The following is an 18,589-nucleotide window of genomic DNA, read 5'->3' on the forward strand; positions in this document are numbered from 1 at the left end:
CTGCGGCCGCCTAGAATCGGGGCATGCGCTCCGAACACGTCCGGCTGTTCCAGACCCTGCCGCACACCTGCGGCTACTACGCCGAGCGCACGGCGCAGAACCTGGTGCTCGATCCGGCCGCGCCGCAACTGGACCGGCTGTACGGGCCGGCGCTGGAACGCGGCTTCCGCCGCGCCGGTGGCCACCTGTACTTCCCGCACTGCCCGGAGTGCCGCGCCTGCAAGCCCTGCCGCATCGACGCGCTGCACTTCGAACCCGACCGCTCGCAGCGGCGCTGCCTCAAGCGCAATGCCGACCTCGCGGTGATCGAATGCCAGGCCGGCTACAACGCCGAGCGCCACGCGCTGTACGAGCGCTACCTGCGCCAGCGCCACCCCGGCGGGGGCATGGACGAGGCCGACGCCAGCGACTTCCGCCGCTTCCTCACCGCGCCATGGAGCCCCACCGTGTTCCTGGAATTCCGCCTGCACGGGCGCCTGCTCGGCGTGGCGGTCACCGACATCTGCCGCAGCGGCCTGTCGGCGGTCTACACCTTCTACGATCCCGACGAAGACGCGCGCGGCCTCGGCACCTACGCCATCCTGCAGCAGGTGGAACTGGCGCGCCGCCGCAACCTGCCGTGGGTCTATCTGGGCTTCTGGATCGATGGTCACCCGAAGATGGACTACAAGCGGCGCTTCCGGCCGCTGCAGCTGCGCACGGCCGAGGGCTGGCAGGCGATGCCCTGAGGGCGTCCGGTCCGGCTCACGCCACCTTGTGCCCGGACGGATACGGAAACAGCTTCACCAGCGGTACCGAGATGCCGTCGTCGCCGACCACGCGGCAATGCGTGCGGTCGAGCTGGCGCGGATCGTCCACGCCACAGCTGTGGGCGATGATGCCCACTTCATGCATCACGTTGCGCGCGTAGTTCGCCACCTTCTCGCTCTTGTCGGTGACCACCAGGCCGCGCTGCAGCCTCGGGTCCTGCGTGGTGATGCCGGTGGGACAGGTGTTGCGGTTGCACTGCAGCGACTGGATGCAACCCAGCGCCAGCATGAAACCTCGCGCGGAGTTCACGAAGTCGGCGCCCATCGACAGGGCCCAGGCCACGTCGTAGGCGGTAATGCGCTTGCCGGAGCAGATCACCTTGACGCGCTCGCGCAGGTCCTTGACGATCAGCGTGTCGATGAGTGCCGGCAGCGCCTCGTGCAGCGGCAGGCCCACGCCTTCCATCAGGGTCTGCGGCGCGGCGCCGGTGCCGCCTTCGGAGCCGTCCACGATGATGAAATCCGGCGCGCTCTCGATGCCGCGCTGGCGCACCTCGTCGCACAGTTCCTCGATCATGCGCATGTCGCCGAACACCGCCTTGAATCCGGTGGGCTTGCCGGTGAGTTCGCGGATGTGGCGGATGGCGTCCAGCAGTTGCGACACGTTGCCGATGTCCAGGTGCCGGTTCGGGCTCTGCGAGTCCTGTCCTGCCGGAATGCCGCGGATCTCGGCGATCTCCGGCGTCACCTTGGCCGCCGGCAGCAGGCCGCCCATGCCGGGCTTGGCGCCCTGGCCGAGCTTGATGCTGACCATCTTCACCTGCGGATGGGCGCAGATCGCCGTGAGCTTGCCGTCGTCGAGCCTGCCGTCGGGCGTGCGCACGCCGTACTTGGCGGTGCCGATCTCGAACACGATGTCGCAGCCGCCTTCGAGGTGGTACGGCGCCAGCCCGCCTTCGCCGGTGTCCATCCAGATGCCGGCCTTCGCCGCGCCGCGTGACAACGCGCGCACCGCAGGCGCGCCCAGCGCGCCGAAGCTCATCGCCGAGATGTTGAAGAACGCAGCATGGTCGTAGGGCTCGCGCGCATAAGGGCCGATGCGCACCGGCTGCGGCTCCACGTGGTGGTCGCCCAGCGACGGGAAGGCCGCATTGACGAAGAACGGCACGCCTTCGCCGCGCAGGTCGCGGGTGGAGCCGAAGGCGTTGGTGTTCTCCGCGTTCTTCGCCGCGCGGTACACCCACACGCGCTGGGCGCGGTTGAACGGCAGCTCCTCGCGGTCGCTGGAGAACAGGTACTGGCGGAAGAACTCGCCCAGGCGCAGGAAGCCGTAGCGGAAGTGGCCGATCACCGGGAAATTGCGCAGCACCGCGTTGGAGGCCTGGTTGCGGTCCACCACCCACACCGCCGCGATCACCACCACGGCCACCGCCAGCAACAGCACGAACAGTGCCGCGAACGTCTCCACCAGCACCACCAGCCAGTGCGCAAAACCCGTCGATTGCATGTGCGACTCCCGTGCGTTGCGAGGACATACCGTGCGCGTTCAGCGTAGCTCGCATGGCGGGCGAAGTCGAAACGCGCCCTCCTTCCACTTCCACAACTGAAGGTGGATCGAAGCGAGAGGCCGGGCTTGCTACTCCACGGATCGAAGCGCGCTCCGATCAGGACGACTTTGCCAGCGCGGCCCCTCGCCCCGACCCTCTCCCCAAGGAGGAGAGCGGGAAATCGTCACAGTTCCACGCGCAACTGCGCCGCCGCGCGCACGGCCTTCGCGCGCGCCGCCTCGATATCCGCATCGCGCGCCAGCGTCACCGCCATGCGCCGGCGCCCCTTCACCTCGGGCTTGCCGAACAGGCGCAGTTGGGTATCCGGCTCGGCCAGTGCCGCGGCCACGCCGTGGTAGCGCGGCGCGCGGCCCTCGCCTTCCACCAGCACCGCGCACGAGGCCGAGGGGCCGAACTGGCGGATCGCGGGGATCGGCAGGCCGAGGATCGCCCGCGCGTGCAGCGCGAACTCCGACAGGTCCTGCGAGATCAGCGTGACCAGCCCGGTGTCGTGCGGGCGCGGGCTCACCTCGGAGAAGATCACGCTGTCGCCCTTGACGAAGAACTCCATGCCGAACACGCCCCAGCCGCCCAGCGCGTTCGACACCGCCGCGGCCTGGCGCTGTGCCTCGGCCAGCGCCTTGTCGCTCATCGGCTGCGGCTGCCACGACTCGCGGTAGTCGCCGTCTTCCTGGCGATGGCCGATCGGCGCGCAGAAGCTGGTGCCGTCCTTGTGGCGCACGGTGAGCAGGGTGATCTCGTAGTCGAAGTCGACGAAGCCCTCCACGATCACCCGCCCGTGTCCCGCGCGGCCGCCGGACTGCGCGTAGTCCCAGGCATGCTGCAGTCCGGATTCGGCGCGCACGATGCTCTGGCCCTTGCCCGAGGAACTCATCACCGGCTTGATCACGAACGGATAGCCGATGTCGGCCACCGCGCGGCGGTAGTCGCCCTCGTTGTCGCAGAAGCGGTACGGCGAGGTGGGCAACTCCAGCTCCTGCGCGGCCAGCCGGCGGATGCCTTCGCGGTCCATCGTCAGCCACGCGGCGCGCGCGGTGGGGATCACGTGCAGGCCCTCGCGCTCCATCTCCACCAGGGTGGGCGTGTGGATCGCCTCGATCTCCGGCACCACCAGGTCGGGATGCTCGGCCTCGATCGTCCGGCGCAGCGCGGCGCCGTCCAGCATGTCGATCACGTGGCTGCGGTGCGCCACCTGCATCGCCGGCGCGTCGGCGTAGCGGTCTACCGCGATCACCTCCACCGCGTAGCGCTGCAGTTCGATCGCCAGTTCCTTGCCCAGTTCGCCGGAACCCAGCAGCAGCACGCGCACGGCATGGTCGGAATGGGGCGTGCCGAAGGGTTTCATGGGTGTGCTCCGTCGTTGGGCGGGAGCACATTGTAGGCGGACCGACGCAGCCTCAGCGTCTTCGCCGGATTTTTCCGCATCGACGTGGACCGTGCACGGTCAGTCGGCTGCGGCGACGGACAGCAGGCGTCCGTTGTGCGCGTCGTAGAGGCGCACCGAACCGCTCTGTGCGTTCGTCACCCGCAGCAACTCGCGGCCGCCCTCGACGCGACGCACCAGCGCGTCATACGCGGGCCCGGCGAGCGACGGCTCCATGGGCGACGACAGATGGTCGCGCAAGCCATCTACCGATATGAGTACCAGCAGCACGCAGGCGGCAAACAGGCCCATGGCCTTGCGCCAGGCGTCTGCGCGTTTGCGGGCGGCGGCATCCATGCCACCATGGTGCGCGCCGTGCATGGCAAGGGCATGACACCGCCGCGCTCAATCGCGGAGGCGGCGCAGCGACATGCCCAGTGCGATCCAGCCCACCACGAAGGCCACGCCGCCGAATGGCGTGGCGATGCCCACCCAGCGCGGCGCACCGAGGGCCAGCGCATACAGGCTGCCGCTGAACAGCACGATGCCGAGCGCGAACGCGGCAACCGCGCAGCGCCCTGCGCGCCCGGCACCGAGTCCCACCGCGAGCGCCAGCGCCAGCGCGTGCCACGCGTGGTATTCGACGGCCGTGCGCCACAACTCACGATGGGCGGGATCGAGCACGCCGCGCAAGGCGTGCGCACCGAACGCGCCCAGCAATACCGCGCTGGCTCCGGCGATGCCGACGAGCAGGCCGGCGGGGGATCGGGCAGTTTGTCGCAGCATGGCCGGGCTCACGGTGCAGGCGCTCGCGCAGCGGAGTCGCTGGCGTATGCTTGGGCGGTTGCAGTCCACGGATTCTCGCATGAAGTTCCCGCGTCTCCTGCGCCTCGCCCTGCTGCTGTTGCCGCTGGCCGGCGCCCTGCTGCTCGGTGGCTGCCACCGCGACGCACTGCCGTTCAAGCTCACCAACATCAGCGGGCACATGCCCGACCTGCAGTTCCGGCTCACCGACGACAACGGCAAGGCGGTGGACGCCGGCGACTATCGCGGCAAGGTGCTGCTGCTGTACTTCGGCTACACGCACTGTCCCGACGTCTGCCCGCTGACCCTGGCCCAGTTGCACGCGGTGCTGCAGAAGCTGGGCAAGCAGGCCGACGACACACGCATCCTGTTCGTCAGCGTCGATCCTTCGCGCGACACGCCGGCGGTGCTGCACGCCTACGTCAACGCGTTCGACAAGCGCGCGGTGGGCCTCACCGGCAGCCCGCGCGCGATCGAGGCCCTCGTCAAGCGCTACCGCGCCTCGTTCACCCGTGAACCGGGCGGCAAGGACGGCAACTACGAGGTCAGCCACAGCTCGGCGATCTACGTGTTCGACCGCGACGGCCACGCCCGGGTGCTCTCCACGCCCGGCACGCCCCAGGGCGACCTGGTGCATGATCTCGGCCTGCTGCTTGGCGCGGGAGCTTCCGCATGAGCCGTCCCGCCCTGGCCCTGCTGCTCGCCGGCCTGCTTTGTGCCGGCCTCGCGCATGCCGGCGCCCCTGTGCATGTCACCGCCAGTCACGCCTGGATCCGCGTGCTGCCCGGTGGCCTGCCGGCCGGCGCGTACGTCGTGCTGCGCAACGACGGCGACCGGGCGATCTCGCTGACCGGCGCCAGCAGCCCCGCCTACGGCGAGGCGATGCTGCACGAGAGTTCGCGCGCGGGCGGCATGAGCCGCATGACCATGGTCGACGCGCTGGCCATCCCCGCCCACGGCACGCAGGCGCTGCAGCCCGGCGGCTACCACCTGATGCTGATGGACGCGAAGCATCCCGTGCAGCCCGGCGACACGGTGCGCGTGGTGCTGCGATTCGGCAATGGCGGCACGCTGCCGGTGGATTTCAAGGCGCGACCGGCCAGTGCGCCGGGAGACCAGGGCTAGCCTTGCAGGAGCCACTCCGTGCGCGATGGGAAGGAGTGAGAAGCGAGAGAAAGCCCCGCCGGCGCGCGATCCGCTCCTTCGCATTTCCCGCTTTCGCGCACAAGGACTGCTACGGCGTTGCCGCCGTACGCACCTGCCATGTCTTGCGCGGCAGGCGCCCGCTGCGCGACAAGCGCAGCCACTGGCGCAGCGCCAGCAGGCCGCCGAGGGACTCGATCAGCGCCGCCGGCACCCAGGTGATCACGCCGCCTATCATCTGTCCGGTGAGCACGTTGAAGCTGAACGCACGGCCGCAGATCTCGAAGATCGGATAGAGGTCGCTGCGCGAGAACGTGACGATCGCGCCGGCCAGGATCTGCGGCGCCATCGTGATGCCCGGCGACAGCACGCGCAGGCCGGCGCCCATGCGTCCCGGCGGATGCGGCCGATGGTCGAGGATCAGCGACCAGTAGACAAAACCACTGAGCAGCATCGTCCAGTTCATGAAGCGGTAGACGCGCCAGTCCAGCATCGCCAGCGTCTGCATGGACGGCACCAGCCAGATCAGCACGAAGAACACGAACAGGATCGACGCCACCAGCGGCTGGAACAACACGCCAGTCGCCACGCGCCACGGCCACGAGCGGCGCAGCGGCTTCAACCAGCGCAGCCGCCAGCGACGTGGCAGACCGGCGCGCAGCACACCGGCGGGGTACGTGGCGCAGATCAGCAGCGGCGCGAGGTGGTGCAGCAGCAGTTGCTGCAGGCGATGCACGAAGAACTCGTGCTCGGCGTAGAAATCCAGGTAGGTCTGCAGCGTGAGCCAGATGATCGCCATGCCGATCCAGAACGCCGCACGGCGCCCGCGGCCCACGCGCAGGCGCCGGCTGCCGCGCCAGTACAGCACGCAGGCCAGCAGGAAGCCCGCGAGGAATACCCACGAGAACTCCCACGGCACGATCCATTTCGACAGCGTCGCCATCACTCCGGCATATCCGCGCACCACGTCCTGCCCAGCATAGCTTCCGCGGCGGCGGCGCCGTTGCGGCGGATTGCCGCCCGCCTCGCGGTCGCGCTCACAGCCGCCGCCGGTTGCGACGCATGCGACGCCAGCCGTACAGCAGGCCCAGCAGCGCCACCAGCACGGGCACCAGCACGATGTTGATCACCTTGAGGCGCAGGCCCAGCGCGTCGATCTCGGCGTTGAGCTGGTGCTGCACGTCGCGCAGCTCCTTGTTGATCGCCAGCTGGCGCTGGCGGAACTGCTCGATCTCGCTCCGCTGCTCGGTGCCGACGCTGCCGGCGTGGCCGCCGCCCTTGCCCGGCTGCAGCTCCTCCAGCCGCTGCCGGGTCTCGGCCAGCTCGCGCTCCAGCTCCTGCTCCTTCTGCAGGAACTTCTGGTCGGCCACGTTGCGCAGCGCCTCCACCCGGGTGAACGGTCGCTGCGAGGTGGAGCGGCCGCGTATCGACAACAGCGCCGAGGAGCCGCTGAGGTTGTCCACCAGGTTGCCCACGAAATCGCCGTTGTTGGCGAACGGCCGCATCATGGTCTGGCCGAGGATGGTCTGCGGCTCCACCCACAGGCGGTCGCTGAGCAGGTCGGTGTCGGCGACCAGCACCACCTCGTCCCCGGGCGCGGAGCGGGCCAGGTGCCCGGGCCGCTTCGCGCGCTCCGGGAAGGCGCTGGGGAAGGTCCCGCGCAGGCGGGCGGCGAACACGTAACGGGTGTTGCCCGGCTGGTAGTCCTGCAGCAGCAGGGACGGATTCTCGCTGGCCTGCAACACGCGCTGCACCGGCACCGCCTCGGCATCCGGGCTGCTCTGCAGCAGCGGGATCAGCCGGGTGCCCGCGTCCGGGGCGAGGTCGAAATGGCCGGCGCTGGACAGGTCGATGCGCTGCAGGCTGGCGGTGGCCACGTCGTCGCGGTTGAGCGACTGGCTGTCCAGCCACAGCATCGCCGGATGGCTGACGTTGTTGCCGCCCAGCTCGATGGTCAGCGCGTGCGAGCGATCCAGCACCACCTGGCGCGGGTCGTAGCGCACGCCCCACGCCGCGAACAGCCGCGGCAGGTCGGAACCGTGGTCGGGCAGCGCGCCGCTGGACGGATCGCCCGGCGTGTCGTCCAGCTCCGCATCCGGATCGACGAACACCACCAGGTGGCCGCCGCGCAGCACGTACTGGTCGATCGCGTACAGCGCGTCCGCCGACAGGTGCCTGGGATGGATCAGCAGCAGCACGCGGATGTCCGCGCCGACCTGCCTGAGCTGGCCCGCATCGATCGTCTTCACGTCGAACAGCTGGGCCAGCTGCTGCATCACCACCCACGGCTGCTGGCCCAGCACCGGATTGCCTTCCACCGGCAGGCTGCTGATCACGCCGATGTGCGGCTTGCTGGTCTGGTTGAGCTCGTACAGCAGCTTGGCGATGTCGTACTCGAGGAACGGCTCGCGCGACGGATCGAAGAACGGGATCGCCAGCGCGTGCTCGGGCGCCGCGCCTTCCGCCGCCTCGCTGTCGGCACCGCCCGGGGGCGCGCCACCGGCGAGGCCGAAGAACACCCGTTCGCCGTTGCTGCCGCCGTTGGCCGCGGTGAGGCCAGCGCCCTCGGCGCTGGCCTCGTCGTCGGAGTACGGCACCGGATCGATCACCTGCAGCTGCACGCGACCGTGCGAGCGGACCGCGATCTCCTGCAGCATGTCGCGCACGCGCTGCTCGTAGCTGCGCAGCTTGGGCAGGTCGCGCGTGGCGTGCTCGGAGAAGTACAGCGTGAGCCGCAGCGGCCGCTGCAGGTGGTCGACGATCTGCAGGGTGCCGGGCGAAAGCGTGTACAGCCGGTCGGCGGTGAGATCGATGCGCCGTGTGCGCAGCCAATGCCCGCTCGACACGATCAGCGACACGAAGACCAGCGCCACCAGCACCAGCGCGCCGTACAGCGCGGCCCGCCGCCCCAGGTGCAGCGGCCTGGTGAACACGCTCGGCAAGCGCAGGCGCGAAGTCATCAGCGCACCCGCTTCAGTTCGAGCAGCAGCACGCCGGCGACCAGCCAGCCCGCCGTGCTCAGCACGAAGTAGGCCAGGTCGCGCAGGTCCAGCACGCCGCGCGCGATCGCCTCGAAGTGGCGCAGCATGCTCAGGTAGGCCAGCGCGTTGATCAGCTTGCGCGGCAACGCGCCGGAAAAGAAATCCAGCACCTGCGGCTGCCCGGCCAGGATCAGCAGCACGCAGACCGTGGCGGTGAGCACGAAGGCCACCACCTGGCTGCGGGTGAGCGCGGACAGGCAGGCGCCGATCGCCACGAAGCTCCCGGCCATCAGCCAGCTGCCGAGGTAGCTCGCGAAGATCACGCCGTTGTCCGGCGCGCCGAGGTAGTTCACGGTGAGCCAGATCGGGAAGGTCAGCGCCAGCGCCAGCCCGATGAACAGCCAGGCGGCGAGGAACTTGCCCAGCATCGCCTGCCACAGCGTCAGGGGCAGGCTCAGCAGCAGCTCCAGCGTGCCGCCCTTGGCCTCTTCCGCCCACATGCGCATGGTGATCGCGGGCACCAGGATCAGGTACAGCCACGGATGCACCACGAAGAACGGCTGCAGGTCGGCCTGGCCGCGTTCGTAGAAGTCGCCGGTGTAGAACGTGAGGATGCCTGCCAGCACCAGGAAGATGACCAGGAACACGTAGGCCATCGGCGTCACGAAAAAGCTGCGCAGCTCGCGCCGCATCACCGCGCTGACCGGGCTCATGCGCTCGCCCCCGCCGCGTCCTGCGCCGTGGTGATCTGGCGGAACACCTCGTCCAGCCGCCCGCGCTCGAGCTGGATCTCGGAGACCTCCAGCCCCTGCTCGCGCAGCAGCTGTTCCACCGGCTCCAGGATGCGCGCGCCCGGCTTGGGGAACACGGTGATGCGGCCGTCCAGCGGGTCCACCTCGATCGATGCCACCTGCGGCAGCCGCCCCAGCATCTCCTGCGAGACGCCGCTGCCCGGCGCGCTGAACGACACCGCGCCGTGGTAGCGCGAACGCGCCTCCAGCTCGGCCGGCGTGGCGTCGGCCAGCAGCCGGCCGCGCGCGACGATCACCACGCGGTTGCACAGGGCATGCACTTCCTCCAGCAGATGGGTGGAGATCAGGATGGTGCGCTCGCGCGCCATCGCGTCGATCAACTGGCGCACCGTGTGCTTCTGGTTGGGGTCGAGGCCGTCGGTGGGCTCGTCCAGCATCAGCACCGGCGGGTCGTGCAGGATCGCCTGGGCCAGGCCCACGCGTCGGCGCAGGCCCTTGGAGAGCGTGTCGATGCCCGTGTCCAGCACGTCCTCCAGCTGCAGCCAGCCCACCACCTCGTCGAAGCGGCGGCGCCCCATCTCCGCGGTGAGCTTGCGCATGCGCGCGATGAACACCAGGAACTCGCGCACCGTCATCTCGCCGTAGCTGGGCGCGCCCTCGGGCAGGTAACCCAGCGCGCGGCGCGCGGCCAGCGGCGCGCGCTGCACGTCGTGCCCGCAGACCCGCGCGGTGCCGCTGCTCGGCGCGAGGAAGCCCGCGATCATGCGCATCGCGGTGGACTTGCCCGCGCCGTTGGGGCCCAGCAGGCCCAGCACCTGGCCCGGTTCGGCGCGGATGCTCAGCGCGTCCACCGCGGTGAGCTGGCCGTAGCGGCGGGTGAGTCGTTCGGTCTCGATCATGGATGGGCGGGCGGTGAAATCATCTGCAATGTACCGCAAGGGCGCGGAATGGTTCACAGCCGCGACGGCCCACAAACAGAAAGGCCCTTCCGGAGAAGGGCCTTTCGATGGAACGAGCCGCGCGTGCTCAGTTGCTGCTGGCGGGCGCCGCGGCCGTGCCGGCGGCAGCCGGAGCGCTGCCGGTGGCGGCCGGGGTCTCCACTTCCAGCGTGGGCTGCTTGATGCCGGCGGCCTGCTCCGGGGTCTGGTCCGGCGCGTTGGTGATCGGCAGGTACACGTCGAACTCGGCGTAGCTGGTGATGTTGCCCTGCGCGTCCTTCACCTCGGGCTTGGCGAGGATGTCGTAGCTGCGGTTCACCACGTCGTCGAACTTGTAGCCGTGGGTCAGCGCGTAGGCCTTCAGCATGTCGCGGGTCTGCGGCACGCCGGCGGCGGTGCCGTTCCACACGCCTTCCAGCGCGGCGCCACCGAACGCCAGGGTGGCGCGCACGCCGCCGCCGTCGACCACCAGGCGGCCGAACTTGTCGTGGTCGCCGGGGTTCAGCGCAGCGGGAGCCGCCGGGGCCGCCGCGGTGCTGGCGTCGGCCGGCGCGCTGGCGTCCAGCGCGGGCGTCGTCGGCGCGGTGAGCTGCTGGGTCTGGCCGTTGACGTTGAGCGAGCTGGAATCGATCGGCATCGCCACGTCGAAGGTGTAGGTCTGGTCGCCGTAGTTGGTGGTGAAGATGATGCGCGGGCCGGTGACGTTCACGCCCAGCTTCTTCGCGGTGGCCTGGATCTGCGTCACCGCCTTGTTGACGGTGTCGGCCAGGCCCTCGATGCCGTCCTTGCGCTGGATCGAGGCCGGCACCAGCAGCACCGGGGTCTGCTCGGTCTGGCGGATGTACGGAACCAGGTCGCCATAGCTGACGTTCGGCACCGCGGCCAGCACGTTCTGCAGGTTGTTCAGGCCGAACTCGATGAACGAGTCGGGATCGCCGTGGATGTACAGGTTGGCGAAGCGGTTCACCAGGTTCCAGCCGTACTTCACGTCATACGACCAGGTGACATTGGTGAGCTGGTTGCGGCTGCCCTGGCGCTCCAGGTCGAAGGTGAAGGTCTTGTCGTAGCCCTTCCAGCCATTGTCCAGGTCCCACACGATCTTCGCGTCCTTGGCGGTGCCGTCGACCTTGTTGAAGTCCGGGGTGGCACTGTCGATGGTCAGCGAGCCATTGCCCGCCCGCGGATCGCTGCTGGTCCAGTTCACCTCGGCGCCGGGGCCGAAGGCCTTGCCGGAGTAGTTGTACTTGACGTGCGAATCGTACGAGTTCAGCACCGAGTATTCGGGCAGGCGACGGAAGTTGTCCAACACGTCGTAGACCTGGCGCATGTCCTTGCCGACGACCACCGAACGCTCGATGTGGCCGCTGCCGGGCATGATCACTGCAGCCAGCACGCCGATCGCGGCGACGATGACCAGCGCCATGAGAAATTCAAGAACACGAGCACGCATCATTCCAGGGTCTCCGAGCGTCTGTTACGCGGTACGCAGGTGTTGCCCCGGCCGTCGCGCGAGCCATGGCAGCGGCTCGGTCGCGGGGAGATGACCGGGGGTCGGCAAACGCCGAAGGACTGGATGTTACTTGCTCATGCGCCGGAACGCCATCGGATTCCGGCAGGCCATATGGACGGCCGCAAGGCCTTGTCGCGACCGGACTGCCGGCCGCCCGCGGACATTGCGCCGCAGCATCCGCGGGCGCATGGATGCGGCTTCGCCGGCGGGCTCAGACGATGCCCAGCTCCAGCGCCTTCAGCACGGCGCGGGTGCGGTCGCGCACGCCCAGCTTGGAGAGGATGTTGGAGACGTGGTTCTTCACCGTGCCCTCGGCCACCTTCAGCGAGTTGGCGATCTCCTTGTTGGAGTAGCCGCCGGAGAGCAGGCGCAGGATCTCGGTCTCGCGCTCGGTCAGCGGGTCGGGCTGCTCCAGGCTGGTGAACTGGTTCTGCATGCGCCCCACCCCGGCCAGCAGGCGCTGGGTGACCATCGGCGCCACCAGTGAACCGCCGGCGGCCACCGTGCGCACCGCCTCCACCAGTTGCTCCAGCGAGACGTCCTTCAGCAGATAGCCGCGCGCGCCGGCCTTCAGCCCCTGCAGCACCAGCTGGTCGTCGTCGAAGGTGGTGAGGATGATGGTGGGCGGCAGCTCGTTGCGCGCGCCGAGCGCCTGCAGCACCTCCAGCCCGCTCATGTTCGGCATGCGCAGGTCCAGCAGCACCACGTCGGGCTTGACGCGGGGAATCTCCTGCACGGCCTGCGCGCCGTCGGCACACTCGGCTACCACGCGGATGTCCTGGGCCAGATCGAGCAGCGAACGCACGCCCTGGCGCACCAGGTTCTGGTCGTCGACGAGACAGACGGAAATCATCGCGGGTCCTCGAAGCGGTCGTCGTTCCGGCGCACCGGCGCACGACAGGGGGAACAATGCGGCATCCGAACCGATGCATTCTGGCATGCGGAAACCACGCGGCGCGAACCCGGAACGTGCATCACGGCACACTCAGCGCAGGCGGCTCGGTCCGCGACGGCGCATGCGCCAGCTCCGGCTGCTCGCCCAGCGGCAGCCGCACGGTGAGCGCGAAACCCTCGCCAGGCGCGGTATCCAGCGCCATGCTGCCGCCGAACTCGGCCAGCCGCTCGCGCATGCCGGACAGGCCGTTGCCCGCCTCCGGCTGCGTGGCGCCGCGGCCGTCGTCGCGCGCGTGCAGGCCCAGCAGGCTCGGCCCGGCGTAGGCGAAAGTCAGCCACAGGTTGCGCGCGCCGGCATGCCGCGCGGTATTGGTGATGATCTCCTGCGCGCAGCGCAGCAGCACCTGGGCACGGCGCGGATCCTCCACGCTGAAGCGCGGCGGCATCGTCACATGCACCTTGAGCCCCGGCACGCCCTCGGTGAGGCTGCGCAGCGCATGGGTGAGGTCGATCGCGTCGTCCTGGCGCAACTCGCTCACCGCCTCGCGCACGTCGGCCAGCAGATGCTTGGCCGTGGCCTGCGCCTTGCGCACATGCGCGCCGGCATCCTCGTTGCAGACGTGGCTGGCCACTTCCAGGTTCAGGCTCAGCGCGGTGAGGTGGTGGCCGATCAGGTCGTGCAGCTCGCGCGCGATGCGCATGCGCTCGGCCAGGCGGCTGGATTCGGCCAGCAGCGCGCGGGTGGCGCGCAACTCGGAATTGAGCCGGCGCAATGCCTCGCGCTCATCGGTCTGCCGGCTCGCCACCACCGAGGCGATGAAAGCCAGCGCGCAGATGCCCAGGTAGATGATGGTCTGCAGGAAAGCCAGCGCCAGGGTGGGGTATTCCGGAAAGCGGGTGAACACCGCCACCAGGCAGGCATTCTGCACCACGATGCAGAGCACGCCGAGCCAGAACGGCAGCAGCCACGGCAACACCATCGCCATCACCGCCATGAACATCGCGGTGAGGCCGCTGTGGCTGTACCAGCCCACCGCCAGCGCCGCGAGCGTCATCAGCATCAGGCCGAGCAGGCGCAGTCCAAGGTGGCGCCGCGAACCGAGATCGTAGGTCACCGCCCAGTACAGCACGCCGAACGCCAGATAGCAGAGCGACCACAGCAGCAGGGCGAAATTCGGGCGATGCAGCAGGACCAGGCGATCCGTCGCCCACTCGGTGAGCAGCGGCGTGCCCACGCACAGATAGGTGAACAATCCGGCGAAGCGCAGCAGCCGGATGTGGCTGAAATTGACCTGGGACATGCCGCACATCATTGGACACGCGCCCGGCGCGTGCAATGCGCGGGAAGTCATCCCTGCCGAAAGGCATGCAGCTGCTTTACGGAGCCTTTACATGTGGCGGCGCGAGGTGTGCGGGTGGCAGCCACATGCCATAATGCGCCATTGCCGCGAGGCTTCTGCCGGCCGCGGCCCATTCCATCCCTGCGGAGCAACGAATGGCCCTCGCCATCCGCGACGTCAGCGAACACGACCTGGACGCCGTGCTGGCCCTCAACAACGCCGGCGGTCAATCCATCATCGCCCTCGATGCCGCGCAACTGCGCTACTTCTTCGAGCGCGCGGACTACTTCCGCGTGGCCGAGATCGACGGCCACCTCGCCGGCTTCCTGATCGCGCTGCGCGAAAGCGGCGACTACCACAGCCCGAACTACCGCTGGTTCAGCGAACGCTACCCGGCGTTCCTGTACATCGACCGCATCGTGATCGCCAACGCCTACCGCCGCCACGGCCTCGGCCGCATCTTCTACTGCGACGTCACCAGCTACGCCGAGGTGCGTGTGCCGCTGCTCGCCTGCGAGGTGTTCCTGGAGCCGCGCGACGACGTGGTCGTGCTGTTCCATGGCACCTACGGCTTCCAGGAAGTGGGCCAGCAGCGCATGGGATCGAGGAAGGGGCGCCAGGTGAGCCTGCTCGCCAAGGAGCTGCCCAGCTACGCCTACGTGCGCGAGACCTGGCTGGAACACGGCGGCCTGCCCGAGCTGCCCTGGCTGGCCGAACGCCAGCGGCTGGCCGCGGCCACCCAGCCGCGCCGGCAGGCCGGGGAGCGCCACGCATGACCGCCGCACTGGATGCGGCGGATGCCTGCGATCTGCGCTTCGGTCAGGTGGGCATTGCCAACGTGCGCATCAAGCGCGTGGACGCCGCCGCACTCTGCGAAGAGCTGGAGCGCCGCGTGCGTTCCGCACCGCAGCTGTTCGCCCGCGCCGCCGTGGTGCTGGATCTCAGCCACCTGCTGAAGCTGCCCGACGACGGCGCCGTCGACGCCCTGCTGGAAGCCGTGCGCAGCGCCGGCATGCTGCCGGTGGGCCTGGCCTACGGCACCAGCGAGACCGAGGCGCTGGCCCGGCGCATGGGCCTGCCCCTGATCGCCAAGTTCCGTGCTGCCTACGAGCCGGCCAGCGGCGCCAGCGTGCCGCCGGCCGCCACCGCGGCCGAGCCCGTCGCTGCGTCGGCACCGGCGCGCGAAGCGGCCCCCGCCGAACCCGCCGGCGAACAGGCGCAAGGCTCGCTGCACCACGACGGCACCGTGCGTTCGGGACAGCAGATCTATGCGCGCGACCGCGACCTCGTGGTCACCGGCACCGTCGCCAACGGCGCCGAGGTGATCGCCGACGGCGACATCCACGTCTACGGCAGCCTGCGCGGCCGCGCCATGGCCGGTGCCCAGGGCGACACCGATGCGCGCATTTTCGTGCACGACTTCCGCGCCGAACTGGTGGCCATCGCCGGCCACTACCGCGTGTTCGAACAGATACCGAAAGACCTCGAAGGCCGATCCGTGCGATGCTGGCTGGAAGGGGAAAAACTGCTGCTGGCCAAGCTGTGACCGGCCGCGACTGCAACAACCACAACGACAAGAACGTTCCCGGGAGATGGTTCCTTGACTGCTGAAATCATTGTTGTCACCTCGGGCAAGGGCGGCGTCGGCAAGACCACGACCAGCGCCTCGCTCGCCACCGGCCTGGCGATCGCCGGCAAGAAGGTCGCGGTGATCGACTTCGACGTCGGCTTGCGCAACCTGGACCTCATCATGGGCTGCGAGCGCCGCGTGGTGTACGACTTCGTCAACGTCGTGCACGGCGAGGCCACGCTCAAGCAGTCGCTGATCAAGGACAAGCGCCACGAGAACCTGTACGTGCTGGCCGCCAGCCAGACCCGCGACAAGGACGCGCTGACCCAGGAGGGCGTGGAGAAGGTGCTCGACGGTCTGTCCGCGGACGGTTTCGACTACATCGTGTGCGACTCGCCCGCCGGCATCGAGAAGGGTGCGCACCTGGCGATGTACTTCGCCGACCACGCGGTGGTGGTGGTCAACCCGGAAGTGTCCTCGGTGCGCGACTCCGACCGCATCCTTGGCCTGCTCGCCAGCAAGACCCGGCGCGCCGAGCGCGGCGACGGCGCGATCAAGCAGCACCTGCTGCTGACCCGCTACAGCCCGGTGCGCGTGGCCAGCGGCGACATGCTCAGCGTGAAGGACGTCGAGGAGATCCTCGGCATCAACGTGGTGGGCGTGATCCCGGAGTCGGAGCAGGTGCTGGCCGCCTCGAATTCGGGCGTGCCGGTGATCCTCGACCCGAATTCAAACGCCGGCCAGGCCTACAGCGACACCGTGGCCCGCATCCTCGGCGAGGAACGCGCCCTGCGCTTCCTCGACGTGCCGAAGAAGGGTTTCCTGCAACGCGTGTTCGGAGGCTGACCCTATGGGCATACTCGACTTCCTGAAGCGCAAGCCCGAGCCCACCGCCGGCCTCGCCAAGGAACGCCTGCGCATCATCGTGGCGCAGGAGCGCTCCGACCGCGGCGCGCCGGACTACCTGCCGCTGATGCGCCGTGATCTGCTCGAAGTCATCAAGAAATACGTCCACGTCGACATCGAGGCGATCAACATCAACCTCGAACGCGACAGCGGGCACGAGATATTGGAGCTGTCGGTGGCGCTGCCCGAAGGCAAGGCCGCGGGCAGCCCCGCGACCTGATGCCTTGCTCCCTCTCCCCTCCGGGGAGAGGGCCGGGTGAGGGGCCACGCAGCCTCGCATCCTGTTGCTGCGTCAGGCGCCTTTTGCCTTCAAAGCGCTCAAAGATCAGCCTTCCCGCCAGATTGACCCCTCACCCCAACCCTCTCCCCGGAGGGGAGAGGGAGCGCAATGTCCAGCTCCGTATTACGCCTCGACGATATCAACATCACCGCCGTCGAATCCCTGCTCGCCCGCTACGGTCTCGCGCTGCGGCGCGTGGCCGACGGCGAGTCCATTCCAGGCAGCTACTGGGGCGACGAGGAGGCCGGCATCATCGGCCACACGGTGTATGCGCGCGGCGACACGCCGGTGCACTCGCTGCTGCACGAGGCCTGCCACCTGATCGTGCTGCCGCCGGAGCGGCGCGCCGCCGTGCACACCGACGCCACCGACTCGATCGAGGAGGAGGACGCCACCTGCTACCTGCAGATCGTGCTGGCCGGCGCCCTGCCCGGCGTGGGCCGCGCGCGGCTGATGGCCGACATGGACGCCTGGGGCTACAGCTTCCGGCTCGGCTCCACCCGCGCCTGGTTCGAGCAGGACGCCGAGAACGCGCGACGCTGGCTGCTCGAACGCGGCCTGCTCGCGCCCGATGGCGAGCTTCCCGTCGCGGCTGACGCTACGATGCGCGCCACCAGCTGACATTCCCGACCACCCACCCCGCAGGCCCGCCGTGGCGCGACCCCCGCACGAATCCTTCGACCTCGACCACCTGCGCCGCCGCGTGGCGCGCGGCCTGATGCGGCTGCTGTTCGGCACGCCCGCGCAAAACAGTGGCGAACCGCTGCCGCGCAAGGGCATCCATCGCATCCTGGTCTGCCACGTCAGCCACACGCTGGGCAATGCGCTGCTGCTGACGCCGCTGATCCAGGAACTGGAAGCCACGTATCCCGGCGCCGAGATCGACATCGTCACGCGCAGCCAGGTCGGCCGGGAGCTCTACGGCCGCTACGACCGCGTCAGCCAGGTGTTCCAGCTGCCTGCACACGGCTTCGGCCATCCGCGCCAGTGGTTGTGCGGACTGCGCGGCATGCGCAAGTCGCACTACGACCTTGCGATCGACGTCGACCCGCAATCGCAGACCGGCCGCCTGCTGCTGCTGAAGGCGCGCGCCACCTGGACGCTGGGCTTCAGCGGACCGAAGAAGAGCGGCAGCGTGACCCATGCGGTCGAAGTGCCCGAGCAGGTGCAGAGCAAGGGCCAGCGCCCGGTGTACCTGCTGCGCCAGGCGCTGGGCGCCGTCGCCGAAGCCGACTACCCCGTGCCGGACATCCGCCTCGACGAGGCCGAACGCGCCCGGGGCCGGCGCGTGCTGCAGCATGTGCTCGCCTCGGCCACGGCCGCCGAACAGCATCGCAAGACCATCGGCGTGTTCGCCAACGCCACCGGCCCCAAGCTGCTCGGCACGGACTGGTGGAACCCGCTGCTGCAAACGCTGGAGCAGCTGCGACCGGACTGCCGGCTGGTGGAGATCGTGCCGATGTCCGGCCGCTCCATGCTCGATTCGCGCTACCCCGGCTATTACTCCACCGACCTGCGCCAGCTCGGCGGCGTGCTCGCCAACCTCGACGGCTACCTCAGCCTCGACTGCGGCATCATGCACCTGGCCTGCGCCTCGCGCGTGCCCACGCTGGGCATCTTCACCACCACCCGCGCCGACGAATGGGGCCCCTACGGCCCAGGCAACCACGTGATCCATGCCTATGGCCTTGCGCCCGAGGCGGTGGCACGCGAGCTCGCCGCACATCTCTGATTCCAGGGCCTCGTGTCCCGTGACACTGCGCGTGGGCGCCACGCTGCGCTAGGCTTCGT

Annotated in this window: 20 protein-coding genes; 9 read left to right on the forward strand and 11 right to left on the reverse strand. The window is 69.3% G+C overall.

Going from position 1 to position 18,589, the window contains the following annotated elements; all coding sequences use genetic code 11:
* Positions 1-23: 23 nt before the first annotated feature.
* Complete coding sequence (locus ABQJ56_RS08005; RefSeq protein ID WP_367844477.1) at positions 24-728, forward strand: arginyltransferase; 705 nt, start codon at positions 24-26, stop codon at positions 726-728.
* A gap of 16 nt (positions 729-744) precedes the next feature.
* Here ABQJ56_RS08005 and ABQJ56_RS08010 read toward each other — a convergent pair whose 3' ends face one another.
* The 4 genes from ABQJ56_RS08010 to ABQJ56_RS08025 all read right to left on the reverse strand — a co-directional run bounded on the left by ABQJ56_RS08010 (position 745) and on the right by ABQJ56_RS08025 (position 4,463).
* A complete protein-coding gene (locus ABQJ56_RS08010; protein WP_367844478.1) occupies positions 745-2,256 on the reverse strand; it encodes an FMN-binding glutamate synthase family protein in 1,512 nt (503 codons plus the stop codon).
* A gap of 224 nt (positions 2,257-2,480) precedes the next feature.
* A complete protein-coding gene (purT, locus tag ABQJ56_RS08015; protein WP_367844479.1) occupies positions 2,481-3,662 on the reverse strand; it encodes a formate-dependent phosphoribosylglycinamide formyltransferase in 1,182 nt (393 codons plus the stop codon).
* A gap of 99 nt (positions 3,663-3,761) precedes the next feature.
* Positions 3,762-4,037 carry a hypothetical protein gene (locus tag ABQJ56_RS08020; protein WP_367844480.1) on the reverse strand — a complete coding sequence of 92 codons (276 nt, stop codon included), beginning with the start codon at positions 4,035-4,037 and terminating at the stop codon, positions 3,762-3,764.
* Between the two features lie 48 nt (positions 4,038-4,085).
* Positions 4,086-4,463, reverse strand: coding sequence for a DUF423 domain-containing protein (locus ABQJ56_RS08025; protein ID WP_367844634.1), 378 nt, complete (start codon positions 4,461-4,463; stop codon positions 4,086-4,088).
* 82 nt (positions 4,464-4,545) lie between these two features.
* On the opposite strand from ABQJ56_RS08025, the gene ABQJ56_RS08030 reads away from it, so the two are divergent.
* Complete coding sequence (locus ABQJ56_RS08030) at positions 4,546-5,160, forward strand: SCO family protein (protein ID WP_367844481.1); 615 nt, start codon at positions 4,546-4,548, stop codon at positions 5,158-5,160.
* The gene (locus ABQJ56_RS08035) at positions 5,157-5,609 is read left to right on the forward strand and encodes a copper chaperone PCu(A)C (RefSeq protein ID WP_367844482.1); all 453 of its coding nucleotides are present in this window, start codon (positions 5,157-5,159) and stop codon (positions 5,607-5,609) included. The genes ABQJ56_RS08030 and ABQJ56_RS08035 overlap by 4 nt, the downstream gene beginning before the upstream one ends.
* 109 nt (positions 5,610-5,718) lie before the next feature.
* On the opposite strand, the gene ABQJ56_RS08040 is transcribed toward ABQJ56_RS08035, so the two are convergent.
* From ABQJ56_RS08040 to ABQJ56_RS08070, 7 genes are all read right to left on the reverse strand, one after another.
* Positions 5,719-6,573 carry a cytochrome c oxidase assembly protein gene (locus ABQJ56_RS08040; protein ID WP_367844483.1) on the reverse strand — a complete coding sequence of 285 codons (855 nt, stop codon included), beginning with the start codon at positions 6,571-6,573 and terminating at the stop codon, positions 5,719-5,721.
* Positions 6,574-6,664: 91 nt separating this feature from the next.
* Positions 6,665-8,587 (reverse strand): GldG family protein, encoded by a 1,923-nt coding sequence (locus ABQJ56_RS08045; protein ID WP_367844484.1) that lies wholly within the window; start codon positions 8,585-8,587, stop codon positions 6,665-6,667.
* Positions 8,587-9,321 (reverse strand): ABC transporter permease subunit, encoded by a 735-nt coding sequence (locus tag ABQJ56_RS08050; RefSeq protein WP_367844485.1) that lies wholly within the window; start codon positions 9,319-9,321, stop codon positions 8,587-8,589. The genes ABQJ56_RS08045 and ABQJ56_RS08050 overlap by 1 nt, the downstream gene beginning before the upstream one ends.
* Positions 9,318-10,259: an ABC transporter ATP-binding protein gene (locus ABQJ56_RS08055; RefSeq protein ID WP_367844486.1), complete on the reverse strand. Its 942-nt coding sequence runs from the start codon at positions 10,257-10,259 to the stop codon at positions 9,318-9,320. The genes ABQJ56_RS08050 and ABQJ56_RS08055 overlap by 4 nt, the downstream gene beginning before the upstream one ends.
* A 127-nt stretch (positions 10,260-10,386) precedes the next feature.
* On the reverse strand, positions 10,387-11,721 hold the full coding sequence (locus tag ABQJ56_RS08060) for an SRPBCC family protein (protein WP_367844487.1): 1,335 nt from the start codon (positions 11,719-11,721) through the stop codon (positions 10,387-10,389).
* A gap of 298 nt (positions 11,722-12,019) precedes the next feature.
* Positions 12,020-12,661: a response regulator gene (locus ABQJ56_RS08065; RefSeq protein ID WP_367844488.1), complete on the reverse strand. Its 642-nt coding sequence runs from the start codon at positions 12,659-12,661 to the stop codon at positions 12,020-12,022.
* Positions 12,662-12,782: 121 nt separating this feature from the next.
* The gene (locus tag ABQJ56_RS08070) at positions 12,783-14,003 is read right to left on the reverse strand and encodes a sensor histidine kinase (RefSeq protein WP_367844489.1); all 1,221 of its coding nucleotides are present in this window, start codon (positions 14,001-14,003) and stop codon (positions 12,783-12,785) included.
* A 194-nt stretch (positions 14,004-14,197) separates the two neighbouring features.
* On the opposite strand from ABQJ56_RS08070, the gene ABQJ56_RS08075 reads away from it, so the two are divergent.
* From ABQJ56_RS08075 to ABQJ56_RS08100, 6 genes are all read left to right on the forward strand, one after another.
* Entirely contained in the window at positions 14,198-14,818 is a 621-nt protein-coding gene (locus tag ABQJ56_RS08075; protein WP_367844490.1) for a GNAT family N-acetyltransferase, read from the forward strand.
* Positions 14,815-15,588 (forward strand): septum site-determining protein MinC, encoded by a 774-nt coding sequence (minC, locus tag ABQJ56_RS08080; protein ID WP_367844491.1) that lies wholly within the window; start codon positions 14,815-14,817, stop codon positions 15,586-15,588. Before ABQJ56_RS08075 ends, minC begins: the two co-directional genes overlap by 4 nt.
* A 54-nt stretch (positions 15,589-15,642) precedes the next feature.
* Positions 15,643-16,458 carry a septum site-determining protein MinD gene (gene minD / locus ABQJ56_RS08085; RefSeq protein WP_367844492.1) on the forward strand — a complete coding sequence of 272 codons (816 nt, stop codon included), beginning with the start codon at positions 15,643-15,645 and terminating at the stop codon, positions 16,456-16,458.
* A 4-nt stretch (positions 16,459-16,462) separates the two neighbouring features.
* Complete coding sequence (gene minE / locus ABQJ56_RS08090; RefSeq protein ID WP_367844493.1) at positions 16,463-16,738, forward strand: cell division topological specificity factor MinE; 276 nt, start codon at positions 16,463-16,465, stop codon at positions 16,736-16,738.
* A 168-nt stretch (positions 16,739-16,906) separates the two neighbouring features.
* Positions 16,907-17,419, forward strand: a complete 513-nt coding sequence (locus tag ABQJ56_RS08095; RefSeq protein WP_367844494.1) for a hypothetical protein — start codon at positions 16,907-16,909, stop codon at positions 17,417-17,419.
* 31 nt (positions 17,420-17,450) lie between these two features.
* On the forward strand, positions 17,451-18,530 hold the full coding sequence (locus ABQJ56_RS08100; protein WP_367844495.1) for a glycosyltransferase family 9 protein: 1,080 nt from the start codon (positions 17,451-17,453) through the stop codon (positions 18,528-18,530).
* The last annotated feature ends 59 nt before the right edge of the window (positions 18,531-18,589 follow it).

This window comes from Rhodanobacter geophilus (genome assembly GCF_040812275.1).
Lineage (GTDB): Bacteria > Pseudomonadota > Gammaproteobacteria > Xanthomonadales > Rhodanobacteraceae > Rhodanobacter_A > Rhodanobacter_A geophilus.